Raw genomic sequence first — 23654 nt, forward strand, 5'->3', positions numbered from 1 at the left:
GTCAACGCTCAGGGGAGAACATCAGCGCCGGAATCGCCGAGCTGCTGGATTTTTGCCAGACGACGCGAGGAGCTGACCTTCAGGAAGCTCTCTTCTTTCATCGATGCAGGCAGGGAGCGCCGCACGCTTTGCATATGGCCTCGCACATTTTCACGCGCGTCGGCTACTGGAACGAATCCATCGAGGCCAAGCCGTTCCGCCAAGGCTGCCAAGGACGGCAAGGACCCCAGCAAGCGCCTGCATGCCGACGATTATATGGTCTACGCCTTGCTCCAGCTCGCGCAGGACAGCCGAGCCCGCGACGTCATCGCGGACATGGTTGCGACGACGGGCTATGCGCCCGCCGTCCGCGCCGGTCCCTATGCGATAGCGGCCAGCCAGGCGCGTTACATGGTCGAGCGCGGCGATTGGCAGGGCGCGGCCGCGCTGAAGGCCGAGCCGAGCCGGTTTGCCTATGTCGATGCGATCACCTGTTTCGCCCGCGCTCTTGGCGCCGCGCGCTCTGGCAATGCAGCCGCGGCAACGGCGGACATCGCCAAACTGGCAGAACTGCGGGACAAGCTGCAGCGGGACAAGGATGCCTATTGGGCGGAGATCGTCGGCATTCAGCGGCAGGCCGCCACAGCCTGGCAGCTCAATGCCCAGGGAAAACAGGCCGAGGCGTTGGAAGCGATGCGCCTTGGCTTTGAGGCTCGTGGGTCCTCGGGCCAAAATTGGATCGCCATAAAATCAACCTGAAGAAGCAGCTGAAGATGGACGCCACGCAACGGCAATTCTGGTTCGGCCTCCGTATAATTGCGGGCGGCGCTCGCTTTGCGTTGGGCCGTGGTTTGCGCAACAGCAAAGCGCATCGCACCGAATTCGGACACGCGAAATGGTTCGTTAGCTTTCCTGTGGCTAGCTGGGTGCGTGCCGATTACCGCCGATTGCGGCACATTGGAATGGGAATGCCGGCCCCGGCTGTTGACCCCATCCTGCGGCTGGGGCCGTTTTGGACTTTCGCAGCATCGTTCAAACCCGGTCTACAATCATGCTTAGAGGCGTCGCTATCGCGCTATTTGGAATGGGCATCTTTTCGCAGCTTGATCGCGCGCTGTTCTATGGCCGCCATACTGACGCCGCGCTCAGGCTGATGCGGGAGATCGGCCGAGGCTTTGGGCTGTAGCACCTGCCACATTGTGGAGCGCGGTCGAGGCGGTCCACGGAGCGATGATGCGGTATTTGTTTGGTGTGTGCGGCGTTCGGCAGGCGCTCGAACCGTACGGCTCTAGCCTCAGTTGATGATGCGGCTTCCAGCCACCGGCATGCCGGGATACGGGCGAATGTCGGCATGCCCGCCAATTCGCTTTGATCAATCCGGACGAAGGCCGTGTACGGCGCATTCGTCTTCGGATGCCCACGCAAGTGATTAGTTGCCGCCCGCTGGCGGCGCGAGCACGCCAGTGCTGCTTCTTCAAAGATGCTTGAATGCGGTGAAGTGCGTGCGCCGTTTTGTCAGCGATAGCGAACAAACGAGGCGGCGCCTCAAATAAGATGACCGCCGTGCAAGTCGTCGAACGATGGCACTCGATCATAGGCTTCTTTACGGTGGTTCGATCAAGGGAGAATTGCGTCGCCCAGCGCAAACGCCACGGCCGACGCAACGGACTCGTCGCCTCATCGGTCATGGATGCTTCTAATTTTTTTTTGAGCGAGGCTTCCGCTTCTCTCGTCAGGTCGCAGCAAGCTATCGTGCAAGTGGTTCAGTCCCGAGACTCCAACGAGAGATAGGCCTTTGTCGCACACGGCGTCCTGGTCCAGGTCCAAATCCGACTTTCGGAGCGCCTATCTTCGTCGTACGATGCATCCCCCAAAGCTCGGGGTGAACACGAGATGGCGCGAATTCCTCGGGGTGCAACGGTGCCCTGTTCGTCCCACTGGTTCTGACGCAATCCGCGGGGATTGAACAGCAAGTCGGCCAGCTCGATCGCACGTGCCGTCTCTTAGTCCGCCAGCGGACTGCTGTGATCAATTGGACCTGAGTGCATCTGCCCGTATCCATCTAGCGATGTTAGATCCAGAGATCAAAAGTCAGTTTCGATCGACGAAGCATTTGCCTAGTCCAGGACGTGGACGATGTCCAATCCTCGATCATTAGCTCCCGAGACAAATTCTAGCCGAGGTGTCAGCTATGTCGGTAGTCTGGTCGCAATCGGCGCCATCTATCTCGTCTTGGCCAAAGGTGGCCTTGCTCTCGCCTCCGTTCATCCCAGTTCAACGCCAATTTGGCCGCCGACAGGTGTCGCGCTGGCGGCGGTGCTGTTGGGGGGATATCGGACCTGGCCAGCAATTTTTGCGGGAGCGTTGATCGCAAATGCGACGACGGCGGGCTCGGTTGCTACCGCAATCGCGATTGCGGCCGGTAATGCTCTCGAAGCGGTTGTCGGCGCTTATCTCATTAATCGGTGGTCGAGCGGATGTAATACGTTTTCAACCCCCGATTCTGTCGCAAAGTTTGCGGTGATCTGCGTCGTCATCGCGACGCCGATCAGCGCCAGCATTGGCCTGACCAGTCTGACAATCTTCGGGTACATCGAACAGAAGAGTTTCGCCGACGCGTGGATCACCTGGTGGCTGGGAGATGTGACAGGCGCACTGGTCATTACTCCCGTTATCGTGCTTTGGGCATCAAGCCGCTATCATGACTTCGAACGCCATGCGCTTCAGGAGACGGTCGGCGTCCTCACGACAGCGGCGGTCGTTGGACTCATTGCTTTCAGCCCTTTGATCGAGCAAACGCCCGGACGAGATCCACTGGGTTTTTTGGCGATCTTGCCAATGTTGTGGGCGGCGCTGCGCCGCGGTCCACGCGATACCGCGACGGTCGCCCTGATGCTTGCGGGCATCACGATCTGGGGCACGCTCAGGGGCGGCGGCCCGTTCACAACCACGGACCTTAACGCATCGTTCCTGCTGGTGTTGATGTTCTTGATCAGCATTACCGTTCCAAGCTTGTTGCTGAGCGCCGATGTCGAGGTACGCAAGAAAGCGGAGGAGCATCTGCGCCGCGCGCGCGTCGAACTCGAGCAGAAGGTCGCAGAGCGAACGCAAGAGCTGGAGCTCGCCAGTGCCGCAAAATCACGCTTTTTTGCCATGGCAAGCCATGATTTGCGGCAACCGTTACATGCATTAGGGCTGTTTGTGGCCCAGCTGCGCACGCCGCTCGAACCGGGGGAGCGGGCGAGGACGATCGAGCGGGTCGACGCAACGCGCAAGGAAATGGACGAAATGTTCAATTCGCTGCTGGACATTTCGAGAATCGATGCCGGGATGCTTAACCCTTACATTACCGAATTCCCGATCGGGCGCCTGTTGCAGAAAAGTGAGACGGCGTTTGATCAGGCGACGCGTGAAAAAGGCTTGCGCTTACGCGTCAGGCCAAGTGACGCCTGGGTGCGGAGCGACGCCATGCTGCTCGAACGCATACTCCTGAATCTGGTGTCCAATGCTGTACGCTATACGTTGCAGGGCGGGATCCTGGTCGGATGCCGTCGGCGCGGTGAAATGCTGCGCATCGAAGTATACGATACCGGTCCCGGCATTCCCGAGGATCAAAAGCAGAATATCTTTGGCGAGTTTTTTCAAGTTCCTGCTCCGGAGCAGAACCGGTCCGGCGGCCTGGGGCTCGGCCTTGCCATTGTCGACAGGCTTCGCTTGCTTCTCAACCATCCAATTGAGCTCGCTTCGACTGTGGGTCGCGGTTCGCGATTCACGATCCTGGTTCCGAAGGTCGACGAATGCGTCAGAGCTGCAGCGCCCGCCGACTTACCACACCCCGGTGCTTTTGCAGTCGACGGCAAGGCAATTCTTGTTATTGCCGATACTCCCATCGTGCAGGAGGGAACGGGCGGATTGCTCAGCAAATGGGGATGTTCGGTTCTTGCCGCCGGATCCGACGAAGCCGCACTGGTTCGACTTGCTGAGCGCGAACAACGCCCCGACCTCATCATCTCGGACTATCATCTCGCACGCGGGAAGACCGGAATCAGGGCAATTGAACAAATCAATGCGGCGTTTGGCTCGACGATTCCTGCCATTCTCATCAGCGGCGACACGGCAGCTGAACCACTGCGGGACGCCAAGGATAGAGGATACGTTTTGCTGCATAAGCCGGTCGACCCAATGCAGCTCCGCGCGGTCATGCACAAGCTGTTTAGGGATCACGATGGTGGGAGAGACGCCGGGGCAGTTTCATGATCCAGATTTCGGCGGCCACTCCCAGCCCATTTTTCCGACCTTTATGATGGCCTCGGTACGCGTCGCTACGCCGAGGGCCTTGAGAACGACCGTGATGTGATTCTTCACCGTAGGCACTGCCATATTGAGCATCGTGGCAATGACCTTGTTGCTCTTCCCCTTCATCAGGAGCGCAAGTACTTCAATCTGCCGATCGGTCAACCCGACCCCCTTGAGCGAGTCGGGCGTCACTGGCTTGTTTGCATGCCGTGGGCCCGCCGTCTTCTCCAGTATCTCCAACGGGATGTAAACTCCGCCGGAGAACACCAATTCAATAGCCTTGAGCATCACCTCGCGTTCCGTGGTTTTCGGAATGAAACCCAGCGCGCCGAATTTGAAGGCGCGCCTGACTGTGTCTTGATCATCGGAGGACGAGAGAATGACGACAGCAGTCCTCGCATAGCGATCGCGCAGTTCGCAAAGGACGGAGAAGCCGTCGCGATCAGGCAAATTGATATCAAGCAAAATGAGGCTGATGTCGGGATGCTCCTCGACGATGTGCATGGCCTCCCGGCCGCTCGAAGCTTCGAATATGACGGCTTCTGGCTTTAGTTGCTTCAGGACGGCGTGCAGCGCGGCCCGAATCAATGTGTGATCGTCAACAACAAGCACCTTCATAAAAAAGCTCTCCGTCTTCTGGCCGCGCGGAGATCAATAGAAAATCATACACCCACCTTCGAGATCGTCCATCTTCCATCTCGGCTCCGGCCGGCGGTTCGCCGGCAGGTAAGCAGGTAAGAGGACTACGTGAAGCGCGCAGCTCGCGGGCCCCACAGGACGGACGATACCTTGGTCATAGGACCTAGGCACCTCTCTGTACCGACCTCCGGCCGATTTACAGGCTGCGGCGCTTGCACGATGATGACGGCAGTCAGCCACTCTACCAGAGGGTTGTGCGCACCCCGGCCATATCATCATTGTCGCAATTGCTGTCGTGGCCGGGTCGGTGTGAAGCAATTCTGGACTGCGGCGCTGTCAGAATCCGCAGCGTGCTTTTTGTTACATTCAGTTCCTCTTGATCGTTCCTCTCGAAGCCTGCGCGTACCCTGGACGAGGCAAGCCAATGCAGGATCGGACCGCATCCCCGAAGCAATTTGCGGGCGCTCTGCCGGAGCTCAAAGTCAACAGCCGCGACCTTCGCATTGATGCCTGCCGCGGCATCGCGCTCTGGTGCATCTTTCTTGATCATGTCCCCAATAACATTGGAAGTTGGCTGACGCTACGGAACTACGGCTTCAGCGATGCCGCGGAAGTGTTCATGTTCGTCTCGGGAGTCACCTGCGCGCTGGCCTACGGCAAAGTACGGAGTTGCGAGGGGTGGACCAGTGTGATCCGCCGGACCCTGCGGCGAAGTTGGGACATCTATGTCGCATTTCTGCTGCTGACGCTCGCCTGCGCCATCTTGGTTCACCTCGCAGGCGGGAACCGTCTTGCTGATGAGAGCAATACGCGGATTCTGTTGGACCAGCCGGGCTCGGCGCTCGCCCACGCAGCGATCCTGCAATACCGTCCGGTCAATACCGACGTATTGCCGATCTTCGTGCTTCTCCACCTCTTTTTCGCGCCGTTGCTGTGGTTGCTGTTCCGAATGCCGAACGTGACGCTTGGCGCCTCGCTGGCGCTTTATGCGCTGGTGCAAATGTTCGGCTGGTCCATGCCGGCGTGGCCGAGCGGCCATTGGGCTTTCAATCCACTGGCCTGGCAGCTATTGGCGGTTCTTGGTGCCTGGATGATAATCGAGGGCGAACGAGTGCGCCCCTGGCTAACGTCTCGCACGGTGCTCGTACCTGCCGCTCTCTATCTGATCTTCAGCCTCGTCATCGCATTGAGCTGGAGAGTCAAGCCTTTGGAAGCGTTGATCCCCCAGGGGCTGACCAAATTGGCTTACCCGCCAGACAAGTCCAATCTCGATCCGTTGCGTCTATTGCATTTCTTGGCTCTAGCGGTTGTGGCGGTATGGTTCGTGCCGCCCAATCGGCAAGCCTTGACGAGTGCGGTGATGCGCGGCGCCATCCTCTGTGGCAAGCACTCGTTGCCAATCTTCTGCCTCGGCGTCCTGCTGACGCTCGCTAGCCTCCTGGCGCTGCTCGACATATCGGAAGGGCTTGCGATGCAGATCACGCTCAGCGTTGGCGGGATCCTCATGATGATCGTGGCAGCGACGCTTCTGAACTTGATCAAGATCACGCCCAGGCTGCAGCCGTCTGTTGCTCTGGCTGCGGGCGTGCACGTCCAGCCGGACGCCTGGGGCACCGTTGACTGGCGCCCCTTGGAGGCGTTCCGCCGAGGACTGCGCGAGCTCGGATGGGCCAGCGGCCGGAATCCCGTCATCAATTGCTGGTTCGCGGATAGGCAATCCCACCGGGTGTACCAGATGTTTGGCCTCGCAGACGGATTATTACAGCCGAAGGCGAATGTCGTCGCGGCGTCGCCGAAGCCTGCAGCGACGGTGGCCAGGAATGCAACAGCGCCCATTGCATCGGCGGAATATGGCGTTTGACACATCGGCACGGAAAAGTTCCGGCAGACCTCGAGCCGCTCAGAGAGATCACCGGGAGGTGAAGGATCGCGTTTCTTTCGCGGCGTGAGGCGGAATGTTTCAGCAACGGGACTCGTACGGTTTGGTCGCCATCTTGCGTTCCGCCGTGCTGCTCATGGATCGAGCCATGTCCCCATGGTCACAGCACGCACCCGCAGCGGGCAGATTGAGCATAGGCCAGGAGCCGAAAGTCAGCTTTGGCATGCATCGTGCAAAAGCGATCGATGATTGGGGTCACCTTGTCACTGTAGCCGCGTTGCCAGTGTCCGAGCCCGTGCAGAGCGCTCTCCTGACAGGCAATCGAGTTTAGGTGAAGGATGCGCTCCATCGTGCGGAGCGCGCAATCGTGGAGAGTTGGCAGGTGCGGATCGTCGGCAAGAGCCAAGCACGGAAAGGCATCCCACCACATATAACAGACACAGTTTAGCGTCCCGGCATCGGCTTCGCTCAGGTGGGACAAACTGGGGGTGCACCGCGATTCGAACAACTTGGCAAAGAGTTCTGCGATGGACTTGACGCAGCGGATACGATCTTTGATGGGCACATCAGTTGAACAAAGCCATCTGTTATCGCCGCTTGCGCTGGTATTGACAAGGTAGGTTAAGCCTTGTGCGATTTGGCTGTCAGCAAATCCCTCTAGCGCGGTCTGCGGGTCTTCAAACAGCCGAGTGAGATAAGATACAGCTTCTGCTGGTGGCGGGTCCCACCAATCATGCTCAGGATCGAAGTACCAAGGTGCTTGCTGAAAGCGAACCTCGCGTCCAAATGCGTGCTCCAGCCAATCACGAAACGAGAGCGTTTGCAGGCGCATCACAAAAGCCGCCTCCCCGGAGGCATGAAACTCCCTAATGCTATGCCAGGTCCGGGATCACGCCAAGGCGCGAAATTTTTCAGGCAAATGCCTCCTTGCGATCAATAGCTGAATGAGATCGGTTCTTCACCTTGGGCCGATCGGCCAATTCGCCCATTCAGGCAGCTCCCGATTGTCATCCCGCTCGCGCGGCGCAAGGGGAGGCGCGCCACTGAAGCCCGCCGGATATATTTCCCTGCTCACGGCCATGCGAGTCCCTGTTCGCCAGCGAAAATTCCCTGCTCCGATGAGAGCCGGGACGCTCGGGATTTCTAGCAATTTAAGGTACTTCTCGCCAATTCTCGTTGCCAAGGGCGGGGCCTGCGGTGGGCGCTTTTCCCTGTAAACTTCCCTGTTCGCAGGGAATTGGCGCGTTCGTGTTTGCCGCGGATGATGGCTGATACCACGCGCGGTTCAGGACCTCGGTCACGGTCCCGAGCTGGACGATGCAAATCAAGCGAGTTGAGAAACAAGCGTGACCAGCTCCGACTGGCGGTGCGTGCCCGTCTTCGAGAAGATCGACTTGAGGTGGTTGCGGGCGGTTTCGCGCGAGATGCGCAGGTGCTCGGAAGCGCTGGCGAGCGATGCGCCGGTTGCAAGCAGGGCGGCCAGGCGGGATTCCGCCGGGGTGAGATCGAAGGCCTGGCCGATCAGCGCCGGGTCCGGCGCCGGACGTGGGATGAGGTTGGACAGGATCAGCATGGCGCGGGCTCCGAGGAAGACCGAGCGCGCCGCCCCGTCCACCGGCAGGATACGCAAGACGACCGGTGGCTTTGTCGTCCGGCGGATCAGGATCGGAGAGGCGGGGATGGCGGAGGCGTCCGGCGTGGAGCGCACCGCGCTGATCAGCTGATCGAGCCTGGTCATCGCATGCTTGTCGCGAAGGATGAGGCGCCGCTCCCTGATGCGGATCTCGTTGTCGAATCCGTTTCGGCTGCCGCGTTGGTGCGCAGGACCATTCCTTCCCGATTGAGGATCAACGCGGGCTGTCGGACCCGGTCCAGAACATCGGTCATCGCGGTGAGTGCAGTCCTGCCGACGACCGTCGCGAGCGTGGCGGTCTCGGTCAGGCGCGGCGCCAATTGGGCAAGCAGTTGCTTGTCGGCGGCCTCGAATGCGCCTTCGCGGCCGGTTCGCTGGATCGTCAATGCCCACGCTGCGCTGTCAGCCCAGAAGCCGATGCCGGCAAACCAGCGGAATCCGGATGGAAACAGCAACTCGTTGTACATGGGATCGGCGCGAATCTGCTCCAGCGTCATCACATCGAGGTCGGTCACGACCTCGCCCGCCATCATGCGCGGAAAAGCCTTGGCGCGCGGGTCCCTCAGGTGCCAGTTATTCCTGAAGTAGAGCTCGGTAGCGTCCGCAATCGACGCCGTGCGCGGAACGTCCGGGGTCCGGATATCGCTTTGAAGGAGTAGGGCCGCCGACGCGCCCACCGCCTTGCAGATGTCATCCATGATGTCGCGCCATGCTTCCGGATTCACGGCGGCTTCGCCAAGTCGATTGAGGACCTTCGACAGCTCCGCATCGTCGATTTTGTCGACTTTCAAGCGCGGCCCCCTCCGCCTAACCCCACGCATTTCGTTTCGAGCCCGCATGCATCCTTGCTGCATGCATGCAAGTCCCCGACATTTGGGGCCTGGAATGCGTTTCCCTGACCGGCGATGCTTCGTGAGGAGGCGGCTCGAAGCAAGCCCCCCTTGCCTGTTTTTCCTGAAAAATCGCACTTGACGAAAGTCTGGCGGAAGGCGGCGGGGCCTGGACCGGAATGACCCATTCGGGTCATGCGTCCAGATGTGCCGGCGCTATTCCATGGAAGAGAAATATTTGCCGCACCAGGAATTGAGATGACATTGCTTTGCTTGAGTCAGTCGGATCTCGACGACGGCTTTCGGATCCCGATATCGATCTGTGGGGATATCAGTGCGCGTCAGAGTGTCGCAGTATGTGTTGCCCGGCGCGGCGCGAATTGTTCAACTGCGCTATCAACGGTCGCAATCCATTTTCTCGGCAGCTTAAGCGATCTGGTCAAGGCCAGCCGGGGAGGCAAGGCGATCGCTTCATTCCATCCCGTATTGCGCTGCAATTCGGCAAAGCTTCGATCCCCTGGTTTGCCGAAATCGGGCGCAATCGCAAACCTGGAACGCGCGCTTTCTCGGCTGCGCAGTTCGATTCACACTGCGCTTAAGGTTAGCAGCTGTGCTGTCTTGACGCAGTCACGCAACAATGAAAACAATTTGCAATTATCAGAAGTCCTTCGTCGCTCCGTGACAGGACTTCGCCGTTCGACGTCGGGCAACGGCGCCTCGTCGAATCGATACCCGATACAATCATAACAAGACCATTTCATTTCCAACTCGCGCCGTTGGGCTGACGGCGAACTTTTGAGCATCAGAACGTTAAAGGGGGCTCGCCATGAGCGACCAGACGATTTTGCGCGCCAGTTTTGTCTCGGAGTCCGCGGCCTATCGCAACACCTTTGGTTGGTACAACAGCTCAACAGGGCTCGGCGGAATTCTGTTCGCAAATGCGGATTCGCAAGGGGCTGGCGCCCTCACCGCCGGTGTCTCCTATGTCGACTTCGCGGTGAACACCGCCGATCTTGGCAAGATCCAGTTCTTCCTCATTCCGGACGGTGCGGCGCCGGGCCGCAACGATGCCGACGATCTCTCCGGCGCCATCAAGGTCATCAAGCTCTCGGACGGCACCTGGGCGGTCGCCGATGTCGATGCCAACGGCAACGTCATTTACGTTGCCGGCAAGCCCGACCTGCTCAGGGGCGCCGGCGCCAATGCGTTGTTCACCGAGACCTCCAAGAACGCAGGCGGCATCGATTATGCCTCATCGGTCATGGGCAGCCAGCAGACGGCAGCCAAGCTCGCCGGCGACACCGCCGACGGCGCAACCGGCACCATCGCCTGGGAGGACTCCGCCGCGACGCGCAGGTCCAACGGCACCTACACCGCGCCGGGCGACGCCGACTACAACGACGCCGTCTTCCAGGTTTCGCTCGTGCAGAAACCGGTCGCCAATGCTGATGCGGTCACGATCGGCGAGGATGCGGGCGCCACCGCGATCAACGTGCTCGCCAATGACACCAACCCCGCGGGCGGGACGCTGCGCGTCACCTCCGTCAACACGCAGGGAATTTTGGGGACGGTCAGCATCGCCGCCGACGGCCACAGCATCGCTTACACGCCGGGTTCGGCGTTCCAGTCGCTGCGCGCCGGCCAGTCCGCGAGCGAGAGCTTCACCTACACCGTAACCAACAGCGCCGGCCTGACATCGACAGCGACGGCGACCGTCACGATCCAGGGCGCCAACGATGCCGCAATCATCGGCACGCCTTCGGCTGCCGATGTCACCGAGGATTCCCGCAATCCGACCCTGAAGCTCAGCGGGACGATCGCGATCTCCGACGTCGATCAAGGCGAATCGGCGTTCAAGACCACCGTGGTATCCGCGGTGGGCAATTTCGGCACCCTGTCCCTGAAAGCCGACGGCGGCTACACCTATTCGATCGCAAACAGCGCCGTTCAATATCTCGGCGCCGGCGAGACCAGGGTCGAGACGTTCACGATCAGCGCGCTGGACGGCACGGCTAAGCAGGTCTCCTTCACGGTTCACGGCACCAACGATGCCGCCGTGATCGGCGCGCCCGCCTTCACCACCGTCACCGAGGACGCGAGCACGCCGACGCTGTCGGTGTCAGGCACGATCTCGATCTCGGATGCCGACCAGAACCAGTCCACGTTCCAGGCCGGCGTGATCACTGGGCAGGGCAATCTGGGCGCGTTGACGCTGAATGCCAACGGCACCTACAGCTATTCGGTCGCCAACAGCGCCGTGCAATATCTCGGTGCGGGCGACACCAAGGTCGAAACCTTCACCGTCAAGTCGTTCGACGGCACGGCCAAGCAAATCTCGTTCGTCATCAAGGGCGTCAATGACGCGGCGGTGATCGGCACACCCACGATTCACGATGTCTACGACAATCCGTCCGCACTCGTGCTCACCGCATCCGGCAGCATCGGAATCACGGACGTTGATCAGGGCGAAGCGGCGTTCAAGCCGGCCGTTGGCTCCGCTGCCGGCAATCTCGGCTTCCTGCTGCTGTCGGGCGACGGCAGCTATGTCTACGTCGTGGCCGAAAGCGCTGCGCATAATCTGGCGGCCGGTACCGTCAAGGTCGACACCTTCACCGTGACCGCTGTCGATGGCACCACCAAGCAGGTCAGCTTCACCGTTCACGGCCCGGCCGGCGGCAATCACGCGGCGACGATCGGCGATCCCACCATTGCCAATGTGACGGAAGACCTTGCGGCGAACAACGCCGGGAATCTGACCGCCGTGGGCAGCATCTCGGTCAGCGACCCGGACGCGGGCCAGTCCTCGTTCCAGGCCGGCGTGCTCACAGGGCCGGGCAATCTCGGCACGCTGAACCTCTCGGCCAACGGCAGCTACACCTACACCGTCGCCAACAACGCCGCGCAATATCTCGGAGCCGGCGAAACCAAGATCGATACGTTCAGGGTCATCTCTCAGGACGGCACCACCAAGGATGTCACGTTCACAATCCACGGCGAGGACGACGGCGCGACCATCGGCAATGTTGGCGATCACGACGTCACCGAGGACGGCCAGCTGACCGCGTCCGGGCAGCTGTCCATCGTCGACGCCGACCAGAATCAGGCCGCGTTCCAGGCTGGCGAGATCACGGCACCAAGCAACCTCGGCACGGTGACGCTGCTGGCCGACGGCCACTACACCTATTCGGTCGACAACGCCGCCATTCAGTATCTCGGCGCCAACGACACCAGGACGGAGACTTTCACGGTCACGTCGGTCGACGGCACGACAAAGAACATCAGCTTCGATATCCATGGCGCGGAGGACGCGCCGAATCTGAGCGTTCAGGACTCATCGGGCGCCGCCGACGGAAACATCACGCTTCACATTGCCGCCGATAAGGTCGACCAGAGCAGCACCTTGTCGGTGAAGATCGAGGGCGTGCCGTCGAGCTTTACGGTCCAGAACGGCGCAGCGATCGGGGACGGCGTCTGGCTCGTGACGGGCGACTCCATTCAGAACGTCGTCCTGATTCCGAACCACGCCGTTGGCAGCACCGATCCGTTCACGCTGCAGGTCACCGCCATCTCCGACGACGGCATTCATCAGGCGGTGAGCTCAGCCGAGCTTGCGCTGACCGTGACGTCCGGTGCCAACGAGATCAACGCGCTGGATATCGACGGCTATATCGGCGGGGCGACGGTATTTGCTGACGCCAACAACAACGGAATACTTGACGCAGGCGAGGCGTACACGACGACGCGGGCTGACGGCAGCTTTACGTTGGCGGGCGGCTCCGGTCCGCTCGTGAGTATCGGCGGCGTCGATATCTCGACGGGGCTGCAGGTCGCCGGTGTGCTGAGGGCGCCGGAGGGATCCACCGTCATCACTCCGCTGACGACATTGATCGTTGCGTTGGTCGATAGCACGGCAAACGACGAGCACCCGCTGACGGTGGACCAAGCCATCAACGCCATTGCGGCCGCGTTCAACGTCGATCTCGCCACTGATCCCGCCAACCCCATTGACCTGCTGTCGTACGATCCCGTGCCCGCTGCGGTGAATGGCGATCCGACGGCAACGGCGGTGCTTGCGGCGGCTATCCAGGTCCAAAGCACGGTCGCCCAGGTGTCGGCCGTCGGCGTGGAGACGGGCGCGGTCATTACAGCCATTGCAGGCGCCATTACGGCCTCCCTGAGCGGGCCCGGCGCGCCCGTCTTCGATCTGGCGTCTTCGGAAACGGTTCAGAGCGTCGTCACGTCCACCGGCGTCGACGCGGCGGCCGCCGCGACGGTTATCGAGGTCGTTGCTGCCGCGAACGACAGCATTCAGTCGGCCACGAACGTCACGGAACTGGCGCAGGCCGGTCAGGTCGCTCAAGGCGCGGCCGCCGACCAACTGGCTGCGACCGATTTTTCGGATCAACAATCGATTGATCAGCTCACAGACCGCTTTGTCGAAAATCTGGACACGGAGGTTTCGAATGCCGTGCTGACCCCGGTCGGGAATGCCCTGTTCGGCTCGCTCGGCGATGACGTGCTTTCGGGCGGAGGTGGCAACGATCTGATTGACGGCCAGGACGGCAACGATCGCATCAGCGCTGGTGACGGAAACGACATCCTCTTCGGGGGAGCTGGCAAGGACTATCTCGGCGGCGGCTCGGGTGACGACATCCTCGACGGTGGCCCGGGCTTCGATCGCGCCGTCTATACCGACGCAACCGGCGGCGTCACGATCAACCTCGCGGCCGGAACGGCGTCCGGCGCGGGCGTGGGAACAGATACCCTCGTCAACATCGAAGCTGCCATCGGCAGCGACTTTGCCGATACGTTCAACGCGGCGGGCTTCACCGGCGACGCCCATGTCCCGGGTAGCCCCGTCGGCTACAACGAGTTCGAAGGCAAAGGCGGCGACGACACCATCATCAGCAACACCAACAGCCAGGGTGCCGAGCTGACGCGCGTGTCCTATGTCAGCGCCACCGGCGCGGTGACGGTGGATATTGCCGCCGGCTATGCACAGGGTGATGCATCGGTCGGTCACGACACGCTCGTCGGGTCCGGCTTCAACGGCGTCTGGGGCTCTGCGTATAACGACACCATTTTGGGCAGCAACAATCCGATGTTCACCGCGGAGGTGTATTCGGGCTTTGCGGGCAACGACTACATCGACGGCCGTGGTGGCTATGATCGCGTCGACTACAATGTCGATCCGAACACCACGACGGGAATTACGGTCAATCTCGCCGCCGGATCCGTGACCGGCGATTCGACCATCGGAACCGATACGCTGCGCGGGATCGAGGCGATCCGCGGCACCAACTTCGCCGATACCTACAATGCCGTCGGTTTCGGCTCGGGCAGCGTCAATGCCGGCTCGAACGGGACGTTCAATGAGTTCACCGGCAATGGCGGTGACGATATCGTCACCGGCAACGGCTTCACGCGGCTCGGTTTCAACAACGCGACGGCTGGCGTCCAGGTCGACTTCGTCACTGGCTTTGCCACCGGCGATTCATCCGTCGGAACCGACCAATTCAGCGGCGTCAACGCCGTTCAGGCATCGATGTTCGACGACACGCTGCTGGGCGGGGCGACCAACGACACATTCACTGGCCTTGCCGGCAACGATTATATCGACGGTCGCGGCGGCTTCGACGTCTCGTCCTACAACAACATCTTCTTCATCACGGGAAGCATCACCGTCGACATGGCGGCCGGCATCGTCACCGGCGATGCATCGAACGGCATCGATACACTTCGATCGATCGAGGGCATTCAGGGCACCAACTTTGACGACACCTACGATGCGACCGGTTACGGCGCGAGTGGGGCCAATATCGGCAACAACGGGACCTTCAACCAGTTCGAAGGGCTGAGTGGTGACGACGTCATCACCGGTAACGGCAACACGCGTCTTATTTTTGCCAACGCGACCGGCGGGGTGACCGTCAATCTCGCGGGTGGCACCGCCACCGGTGACGGCTCGACCGGTCACGACACGTTCACCGGCGTCAACAGCGCCGTGGGCAGCAGTCTTGATGACGTTTACGACGCAACGGGTTTCACCGGCGCCAACGCGAACTTCAATACATTCCAGGGCAATGCCGGAAACGACACCATCTCCGGCAATGGCAATACGCAGATCCAGTATGGCAACGCGACCGGCGGTGTGAGCATCAACCTCACCGCGGGCACGGCCGATGGCGACGGCTCGGTCGGCCACGACATCATCACCGGTGGCGTGTTCAACGTTCTGGGGTCCAACTTCAACGACGCCATCGTCGGCAGCGCCAGCAACGATGGCCTCTCCGGCAGCAACGGCAACGACACCCTGGATGGTCGATCCGGCAACGACTTCCTCAGTGGCGGCGCCGGTGTGGACACTTTCGTCTATTCGAGCGGCGGCGGCTTCGACTTCGTCCAGGACTTCGTCCATGGCCAGGACAAGCTCGATCTGACCGGGGTCTACGGCATCTTCAGTCTCTCCGACCTGCAAGCGCACGCGGTGCAGAGCGGCCCCAACACGGTCATCACCTTCAGCTCGGGTGACGGCCTCACGCTTCAGAACGTCGATCTGAACAGCTTGACGGCGAGCGATTTCCTGTTCGGCACGCCGGCCGCGCCGATCGTCGGCGACGAGAACGCGAACGACCTCGTCGGCACCGCCAATGCCGAATCCATCAGCGGTCTCGGTGGCAACGACCGCCTCCAGGGCCTCGGCGGCAGCGATCTCCTGGACGGCGGCTCCGGCTTCGACCGCGCCATCTATACCGATGCGACCGGCGGCATCGCCGCCAACCTCGCGGCCGGCACCGTCTCGGGACCCGGCGTCGGGACGGACACGCTGGTCAACATCGAAGGCGTGGTCGGCAGCAACTATGCCGACACGTTCAACGCGGCCGGGTTTACCGGCTCGACCGGTCTGCCCGGCGTAGCCGCCGGACAGAGCGAGTTTGAAGGGCGCGGCGGCGACGATAGCGTCGTCGGCGATCTCAACGCCCTGGGGCAGGCGGTGACGCGACTGTCCTATCTGAGCGCATCCAGCGCGGTCACGGTCGACATCGGGGCAGGGACCGCCGATGGCGATGCTTCGGTGGGCCACGACACCTTCTCCAACGTCTCGACGATCTGGGGCTCGGCCTCCAACGACACGTTCTACGGCAGCGACAATGCGGCCTTTACCTACGAGACCTATGAAGGTCGCGGCGGCGACGACTATATCGACGGCCGTGGCGGCTACGATCAGGTCACCTACAATTCGGATACGACGACCAGCTCGGGCATCTATGTTCACCTCGCCGCGGGCACCGTGAACGGCGATGCGACGGTCGGCACCGATACGATCCGCAACGTCGAAGCCGCGCGCGGCACCAATTTCGACGACACGTTCGATGCGACCGGGTTCGGTCAGGCCGGGGCGACCAATGTCGGCTCCTCCGGCGCCTTCAACGACTTCGCCGGCGCTGGCGGCAACGACACCATCATCGGCAACGGTTCCACCCGCCTGAACTACCAGATCGCGGCCTCCAGCGTCAGCGTCGACCTCGAGACCAGCGTCGTCGGGACCACGAATGCGGTTACGGTTGCCGGCAGCGCCACGGGTGCGACCGAGGGCACCGACAGCTTCACCGGCGTCAATGCGGTGCAGGGCTCGACCTTCACCGACACGCTGCTCGGCAGCAGCTTCAACAACAACTTCACCGGTCTTGGCGGCGACGACTATATCGACGGCCGCGCTGGCTTCGACGTTGCCATCTACAACAGCCTCAGCACGGTCACAGGCGGTGTCACCGTCGACATGGCGGCGGGCACAGCGACCGGCGATGCGTCGATTGGAACCGATACGCTGCGTTCGATCGAGGGCATTCAGGGCACGGGCTACGCCGACACCTATGTGGCGACCGGCTATGGCCAGGCCGGTGCGCTCAATGTCGGCAACAATGGCGGCTTCAACCAGTTCGAGGGCCTCGGCGGTGATGACCAGATCACCGGCAACGGCGGCACACGACTGCTCTACACGAATGCCACGGGCGGCGTCACCGTCGGCCTGAACGCCGGCTCGGTCACGGGCGACGTGTCGGTCGGGCATGACACCTTCACGGGCGTCAACAGCGTCTATGGCAGCAATTTCGCCGATACTTACGACGCGACGGGCTTCATCGGCTTCAATTCCTTCCAGGGTCTTGCCGGCAACGACCTCATCACCGGCAACGGCAGCACGCAGCTGCTGTTCGCCAACGCCACCGGCGGCGTTGTTGTCGATCTCGCCAGCGGCACCGTCAATGGGGATGCTTCGGTCGGGCATGACACCATCACCGGCGGCGTGATCGGCGTGTCCGGATCGAACTTCAACGATACGCTGAAGGGCAGCAGCGGCGCCGACAATCTGGTCGGCAACGGCGGCGCTGACACGTTTGTTTATGTGAGCGGCGGCGGCGCCGATTTCATCGGCGACTTCTCGCATGCGCAAGCCGACAAGATCGACCTTTCGGGCGCAGGCATCTACAACCTCGCTGACGTGCAGGCGATCGCCTCGCAGCAGGGACCGAACACGTTCATCAATTTCGGCAATGGCGACAGCCTGACGCTGCAGAACGTGATTTTGGCGAACCTGACTGCGGCGGATTTCATCTTCGCGCCAGGCGTTCACCTGATCGGCGATGCCAATCCGAACACGCTGGTCGGCACGGTCTATGCCGACAATTTGAGCGGCCTCGGCGGCAACGACGTCCTGCAAGGGCTCGGCGGCAACGACCAGCTCGACGGCGGCGTAGGCTTTGACCGCGCCGATTACGGTGATGCAACGGGAGGCATCACCGCCAATCTTGCGGCCGGCACCGTCTCGGGACCCGGCGTCGGAACAGACATGCTGGCGAATGTCGAGGGCATCCTTGGCAGCAACTATGCCGACACGTTCAACGCGGCCGGGTTTACCGGCTCGACCGGTCTGCCCGGCGTAGCCGCCGGCCAGAGCGAGTTCGAAGGGCGCGGCGGCGACGATAGCGTCGTCGGCGATCTCAACGCCCTGGGGCAGGCGGTGACGCGACTGTCCTATCTGAGCGCATCCAGCGCGGTCACGGTCGACATCGGGGCAGGGACCGCCGATGGCGATGCTTCGGTGGGCCACGACACCTTCTCCAACGTCTCGACGATCTGGGGCTCGGCCTCCAACGACACGTTCTACGGCAGCGACAATGCGGCCTTCACCTACGAGACTTATGAAGGTCGCGGCGGTGACGACTATATCGATGGCCGCGGCGGCTACGATCAGGTCACCTACAATTCGGATACGACGACCACGTCGGGCATCTATGTTCACCTCGCCGCAGGCACCGTGAACGGCGATGCGACGGTCGGCACCGATACGATCCGCAACGTCGAGGCCGCCCGCGGCACCAATTTCGACGACACGTTCGATGCGACCGGATTCGGTCAGGCCGGGGCGACCAATGTCGGCTCCTCCGGCGCCTTCAACGATTTCGCCGGCGCTGGCGGCAACGACACCATCATCGGCAACGGCTCCACCCGCCTGAACTACCAGATCGCGGCCTCCAGCGTCAGCGTCGACCTCGAGACCAGCACAGTCGGGACCACGAATTCGGTTACGGTTGCCGGCAGCGCCACGGGTGCGACCGAGGGCACCGACAGCTTCACCGGCGTCAATGCGGTGCAGGGCTCGACCTTCTCCGATACGCTGCTCGGCAGCAGCTTCAACAACAACTTCACGGGCCTTGGCGGCGACGACTATATCGACGGCCGCGCTGGCTTCGACGTTGCCATCTACAACAGCCTCAGCACGGTCACAGGCGGTGTCACCGTCGACATGGCGGCAGGCACGGCGACCGGCGACGCGTCGATCGGCACCGATACGCTGCGTTCGATCGAGGGCATTCAGGGCACGGGCTACGCCGACGCCTATGTGGCGACGGGCTACGGCCAGGCCGGTGCGCTCAATATCGGCAACAACGGCACCTTCAACCAGTTCGAGGGCCTCGGCGGTGACGACCAGGTCACCGGCAACGGCAGCACGCGACTGCTCTACACGAATGCCACCGGCGGCGTCACCGTCGGCCTGAACGCTGGCTCGGTCGCGGGCGACGTGTCGGTCGGGCATGACACCTTCACGGGCGTCAACAGCGTCTATGGCAGCAATTTCGCCGACACTTACGACGCGACCGGCTTCATCGGCTTCAATTCCTTCCAGGGCCTCGCCGGCAACGACCTCATCACCGGCAACGGCAGCACGCAGCTGCTGTTCGCCAACGCGACCGGCGGCGTGACCGTCAACCTCGCAAGCGGTACTGTGGACGGCGATAGTTCGGTAGGTCATGACACCATCATTGGAGGGGTGACCAGCGTTGCGGGCTCGAACTTCAACGACACGATCACCGGTTCTGGCGGCAACGACCAGCTGTTCGGCAACGGCGGCAACGATCTGCTCAGCGGTGGTGCCGGCAACGACGGCATGAACGGCGGCATCGGTGCAGACACCTTTGTCTACGCTGCCGGCGGCGGCGCCGACACCATCGGCGACTTCCTGCAGACGGACGCCGACAAGATCGACCTCACGGGGATCCCTGGTGTCTCGACCCTTGCCGACGTTCAGGCGCTTGCCACCCAACAGGGGCCGAACACGGTCATCAACTTCGGCAATGGCGACACCCTCACGCTGCTGAACGTGACGCTGTCGAACCTCACGGCTGCCGACTTCATCCTGGGGCAAGGCGTGAATCTCGTCGGCGACGCTGGCGCAAATACGCTGGTCGGCACCGCCTATGCCGACAGCCTGAGCGGCCTCGGCGGCAACGATCGCCTCAAGGGCCTCGATGGCAATGATCTGCTCGATGGCGGCCTCGGCTTCGACCGCGCCGACTATGTCGCTGCAACGGGAGGCGTTACCGCAAATCTCGCGGCAGGGTCCGTGACAGGTCCAGGGGTCGGCATTGACACGCTGGTGAACGTTGAGGGGATCGTGGGCAGCGACTATGCCGACACGTTCAACGCGACCGGTTTTGCGGGCGATACCGGTATTGCCGGGACCAATGTGGGCTTCAACGAGTTCGAAGGCCGCGGCGGGAACGACAGCATCACGGGCGCAATGAACAGCCTGGGTGCGCTCCTGACGCGCATCTCGTATGCCAACGCAACGGGCGGCGTGACCGTCGATTTGGCGGCCCATTCGGCGACGGGAGATGCTTCGGTCGGTACCGATACCCTGGTGGGCTCGGGCTTCGGGGGAGTTGTCGGCTCTGGGTTTGGCGACCAACTGCTCGGCAGCACCAACGGCGCCGGAACCGTGGAAATCTTCGAAGGCCGCGCCGGCGATGACTTCATCGACGGCCGGGCTGGCTTCGATCGGGCGGACTACGCGCTCGACCCGGCCGCAATGGGCGGGATCAACGTTCAACTGGCCTCGGGAACCGTGACAGGCGACGCTGCGACGGTCGGCACCGACACGCTGCGATCGGTTGAGTCCGTGCGCGGCTCGAACGCTGCGGACGTCTTCAACGCCGTTGGCTTCAGCGGGGGCAGTCAAAATGCCGGTTCCAACCTCACCTTCAACGAATTCATCGGCATGGGAGGTAACGACAGCATCACCGGTAACGGCAACACGCGCGTTGCATTCACCAACGCCACCGGCGCGGTGACGGTCGATCTGCTGGCAGGTACTGCAAGCGGTGACTTATCCACGGGCAACGATACGTTCAGCGGCGTCAACGCCGTGATGGCCTCGATGTTCAACGACACCATCAGCGGCAGCGATATCACCACGGCCACGGAGACCTTCACCGGACTTGCCGGTGACGACTTCATCGACGGCCGAGGTGGCTTCGATGTCATCAGCTACAACAACATCTACTTCTCCACCGGCCCGGTCACCATCAACTTCACGGCAGGCACCGCGACCGGTGACGGTTCGATTGGCAATGATACGTTCCGCCGAATCGAGGGTGCCCAGGGCACCACGTTCAACGATGTCTTCACGGCCACGAATTTCGGCGCAGTCGGTTTCCAGAACGGCGCAACCAACAATGTCGGCAACAACGGCAACTTCAACCAGTTCGAGGGCCTGGCCGGCAACGATGGGATCACCGGCAACGGCAACACCCGCATCATCTATTCCAGCGCGACCGATGCTGTGACGATCAACCTGCAGGCGGGGACTGCGACCGGCGGCAGTTCTGTCGGCACCGATACCTATGTGGGCGTCAACAGTGCGACCGGCAGCAACCAGAACGACACCTACAATGCCGCGGGCTTCACCGGCGTGACTTCGGCCGGATCGTTCGGCACCTTCAACCTGTTCGAAGGCCTGCTCGGTAACGATACCATCACCGGCAACGGCAATACGCGGGTCTCGTATTCTCAGGCGAGCGGGGGCGGAGTTTCCGTCGATCTTTCGACGGGACTTGTGAGCGGTGCTGCCGGCGCAGACTTCATCACGGGAGGCGTCAACAGCGTCCAGGGTTCGAACCAGGTTGACACGCTCGTCGGCGGCTCGAATAACGAGTTCTTCTTCGGCGGCGGCAGTGGCGACACGATCAACGCAGGCGGCGGCAATGACGGCATCACCGGCCAGGGCGGCAACGATACGATCGACGGCGGCGCCGGCTCCGACATGGTGATCTTCTCGGGTACGCAATCGCAATACACCGTCACGACGGCGGGAACCATCCAGGTTCAAGACAATGTCGTGAATCGCGACGGCACCGACAGTCTGACCAATGTCGAAGCGCTGCAGTTCAGCGACGCCATCGTGCTGTTGTCGTCGGGAGCTTCGGGCAGTCCGATCGACCTCTCGACGCAACAGTTCTCTAACACGGCACCCGTGATCGGAACGGCTGGAGATGATTATCTTCGCGTCGGAGCCAATATCTTCGGACACGGGATCAATCTGGGAGTCGGGACGGGCGATACCGTCCTGCTCAACGGCACCTTCGGTAACGGCTACACGCTCAATCTCTCAGGTGTCGAAAACCTTGTCGGCAGCGGCAATGACGAATTCGTCAACCTCACGACGACCGCCAACGGACTGGTCGTCGATCTCGGCGGCGGCAATGATCAGCTCAATCTCGCGGGCGGCGCCAACACGCTCAGCCTGATCGGTGTCGAGGGAGTCGGCGGGTCCGATTTCGGTGTGGCGCCCGGCGTCAACGACGTGCTCACCCTGTCGACGATTGTCACGGGCCTGAACATTAGCCTCGGCAACGGCGACAATACGATGAATCTTGCCGCCGGCGCGAACTCGTTCGTGAACATCTACGACGTCAACCACGTGCACGGAACCGCGAGCGACGACACCTTGACCGTGACCGGTGCGATCGCCGCGGCCAACGGCGTCGCGGTCGACCTCGGCGATGGCGAGGATACGATCGTTCTCAACGGAAACTTCGCGGCATTCGCCGCGCTCGGCGTCGAGCACATCAACGGTAATTCAGGCGATAATTCAGTCAGCTTGACGAATACAGTCGACGGCATCGTCATCGACATGGGCGGTGGAAACGATCTGGTGTCGCTCGCCAATGGGGTGAATTCGGTCAGCATCAATGGTGTCGAAAACCTCAACGGCAGTGATTTTACCGGAAATCTCAACCCGTCGGACGATATGGTCACGCTTCTGAACACCGTGTCCGGAGTGTCGGTCAATCTCGGTGAAGGGACGGCCAACGTCCTGAATCTCGCCGCAGGCAGCAATTCGTTCGACAATCTGTGGAACGTGAATCTGCTCAACGGGAGCTCGTCGGACGACATTCTGACGTTGCAGGGCAGCCCGGCGAACGCGATCGATCTCGGCGGCGGCAACGACACTCTGAACTTCAACGCGAACGTCTATGACATCACGGTGACCAATGTCGAAACCGTCAATGCCGCCGCGAATTTCGACAGGATCACGATCGGCAATGCGTCGGGTAACACCACGATCACTGCCGGCGCGGGTGCGGATGAGATCTTCGCCAGTGCGGGCCATGACAACTTCCGCTTCGTCAGCACCGCGGATTCCGCCGCCGGTGCCGCGGATACCATTCACAGTTTCGATGCCGACAATGACAGCTTTACGTTCTCAGGCATCAGCGTCGCCGGCGGTCACATCGAGTACGTGGAGAATGCGGCGTTGCTCGGCGCCAACCAGGCTTCGGCTCATCTGCAGAACTTCGGGCCGGGTAACGACTATCTTCAGATCGATATCGATGGCGACGGAACGAGTGATATGGATGTGAGCCTGCAGAATGCGAGCGGCACGCTGCACAACGGCAACTTCCTGTTGAGCTGAGAGGGAACCGGCTTCGGAGAAGGCGTTGGCCGCCTGCCGGCCTGTCTCCGGAGCCGCCGTCCGGCAATCGACGCGCGAGCCCACGCAAAAACCGCCACCACCAGCTATCCGGTGGATCGGCGGTCTGTGGTCGAAGGTCGCTGG

General features: G+C 61.7%; 9 protein-coding genes. 4 read left to right on the top strand and 5 right to left on the bottom strand.

Annotation, left to right across the window (positions count from 1 at the left end):
* Window positions 1–8 precede the first annotated feature (8 nt).
* Window positions 9–212, bottom strand: coding sequence for a hypothetical protein (locus tag GGD65_RS40365; protein WP_245283407.1), 204 nt, complete (start codon window positions 210–212; stop codon window positions 9–11).
* Between the two features lie 55 nt (window positions 213–267).
* Here GGD65_RS40365 and GGD65_RS30005 point away from each other — a divergent pair, with 55 nt between their 5' ends.
* Window positions 268–738, top strand: a complete 471-nt coding sequence (locus tag GGD65_RS30005; protein WP_245283408.1) for a hypothetical protein — start codon at window positions 268–270, stop codon at window positions 736–738.
* 1377 nt (window positions 739–2115) lie between these two features.
* Window positions 2116–4236: an MASE1 domain-containing protein gene (locus GGD65_RS30010; RefSeq protein ID WP_084675013.1), complete on the top strand. Its 2121-nt coding sequence runs from the start codon at window positions 2116–2118 to the stop codon at window positions 4234–4236.
* Here GGD65_RS30010 and GGD65_RS30015 read toward each other — a convergent pair.
* Window positions 4231–4893: a response regulator transcription factor gene (locus GGD65_RS30015; protein ID WP_018323185.1), complete on the bottom strand. Its 663-nt coding sequence runs from the start codon at window positions 4891–4893 to the stop codon at window positions 4231–4233. The two genes, GGD65_RS30010 and GGD65_RS30015, sit on opposite strands and share 6 nt — an antisense overlap.
* 445 nt (window positions 4894–5338) lie before the next feature.
* Between GGD65_RS30015 and opgC the strand changes: the two genes are divergently transcribed.
* Window positions 5339–6775, top strand: coding sequence for an OpgC domain-containing protein (gene opgC, locus GGD65_RS30020; protein ID WP_018323186.1), 1437 nt, complete (start codon window positions 5339–5341; stop codon window positions 6773–6775).
* 178 nt (window positions 6776–6953) lie between these two features.
* On the opposite strand, the gene GGD65_RS30025 is transcribed toward opgC, so the two are convergent.
* The 3 genes from GGD65_RS30025 to GGD65_RS30035 form a co-directional block, all read right to left on the bottom strand.
* On the bottom strand, window positions 6954–7625 hold the full coding sequence (locus GGD65_RS30025; protein WP_084675014.1) for a hypothetical protein: 672 nt from the start codon (window positions 7623–7625) through the stop codon (window positions 6954–6956).
* A 492-nt stretch (window positions 7626–8117) separates the two neighbouring features.
* The gene (locus tag GGD65_RS30030) at window positions 8118–8531 is read right to left on the bottom strand and encodes a helix-turn-helix transcriptional regulator (RefSeq protein WP_183237579.1); all 414 of its coding nucleotides are present in this window, start codon (window positions 8529–8531) and stop codon (window positions 8118–8120) included.
* Window positions 8528–9217, bottom strand: coding sequence for a hypothetical protein (locus tag GGD65_RS30035; RefSeq protein WP_183237580.1), 690 nt, complete (start codon window positions 9215–9217; stop codon window positions 8528–8530). Before GGD65_RS30035 ends, GGD65_RS30030 begins: the two co-directional genes overlap by 4 nt.
* 865 nt (window positions 9218–10082) lie before the next feature.
* Here GGD65_RS30035 and GGD65_RS30040 point away from each other — a divergent pair.
* Window positions 10083–23510, top strand: a complete 13428-nt coding sequence (locus GGD65_RS30040; protein ID WP_183237581.1) for a VCBS domain-containing protein — start codon at window positions 10083–10085, stop codon at window positions 23508–23510.
* Window positions 23511–23654 lie beyond the last annotated feature (144 nt).

The organism is Bradyrhizobium sp. CIR18, assembly GCF_014198295.1.
GTDB lineage: Bacteria > Pseudomonadota > Alphaproteobacteria > Rhizobiales > Xanthobacteraceae > Bradyrhizobium.

Bases quoted from the DNA above. Each gene is read 5' to 3' on its own strand.
- GGD65_RS30010 (WP_084675013.1), top strand. From the start codon at position 2,116: ATGTCCAATCCTCGATCATTAGCTCCCGAGACAAATTCTAGCCGAGGT.
- GGD65_RS30015 (WP_018323185.1), bottom strand. From the start codon at position 4,893: ATGAAGGTGCTTGTTGTTGACGATCACACATTGATTCGGGCCGCGCTG.
- opgC (WP_018323186.1), top strand. From the start codon at position 5,339: ATGCAGGATCGGACCGCATCCCCGAAGCAATTTGCGGGCGCTCTGCCG.
- GGD65_RS30025 (WP_084675014.1), bottom strand. From the start codon at position 7,625: ATGCGCCTGCAAACGCTCTCGTTTCGTGATTGGCTGGAGCACGCATTT.
- GGD65_RS30030 (WP_183237579.1), bottom strand. From the start codon at position 8,531: ATGACCAGGCTCGATCAGCTGATCAGCGCGGTGCGCTCCACGCCGGAC.
- GGD65_RS30040 (WP_183237581.1), top strand. From the start codon at position 10,083: ATGAGCGACCAGACGATTTTGCGCGCCAGTTTTGTCTCGGAGTCCGCG.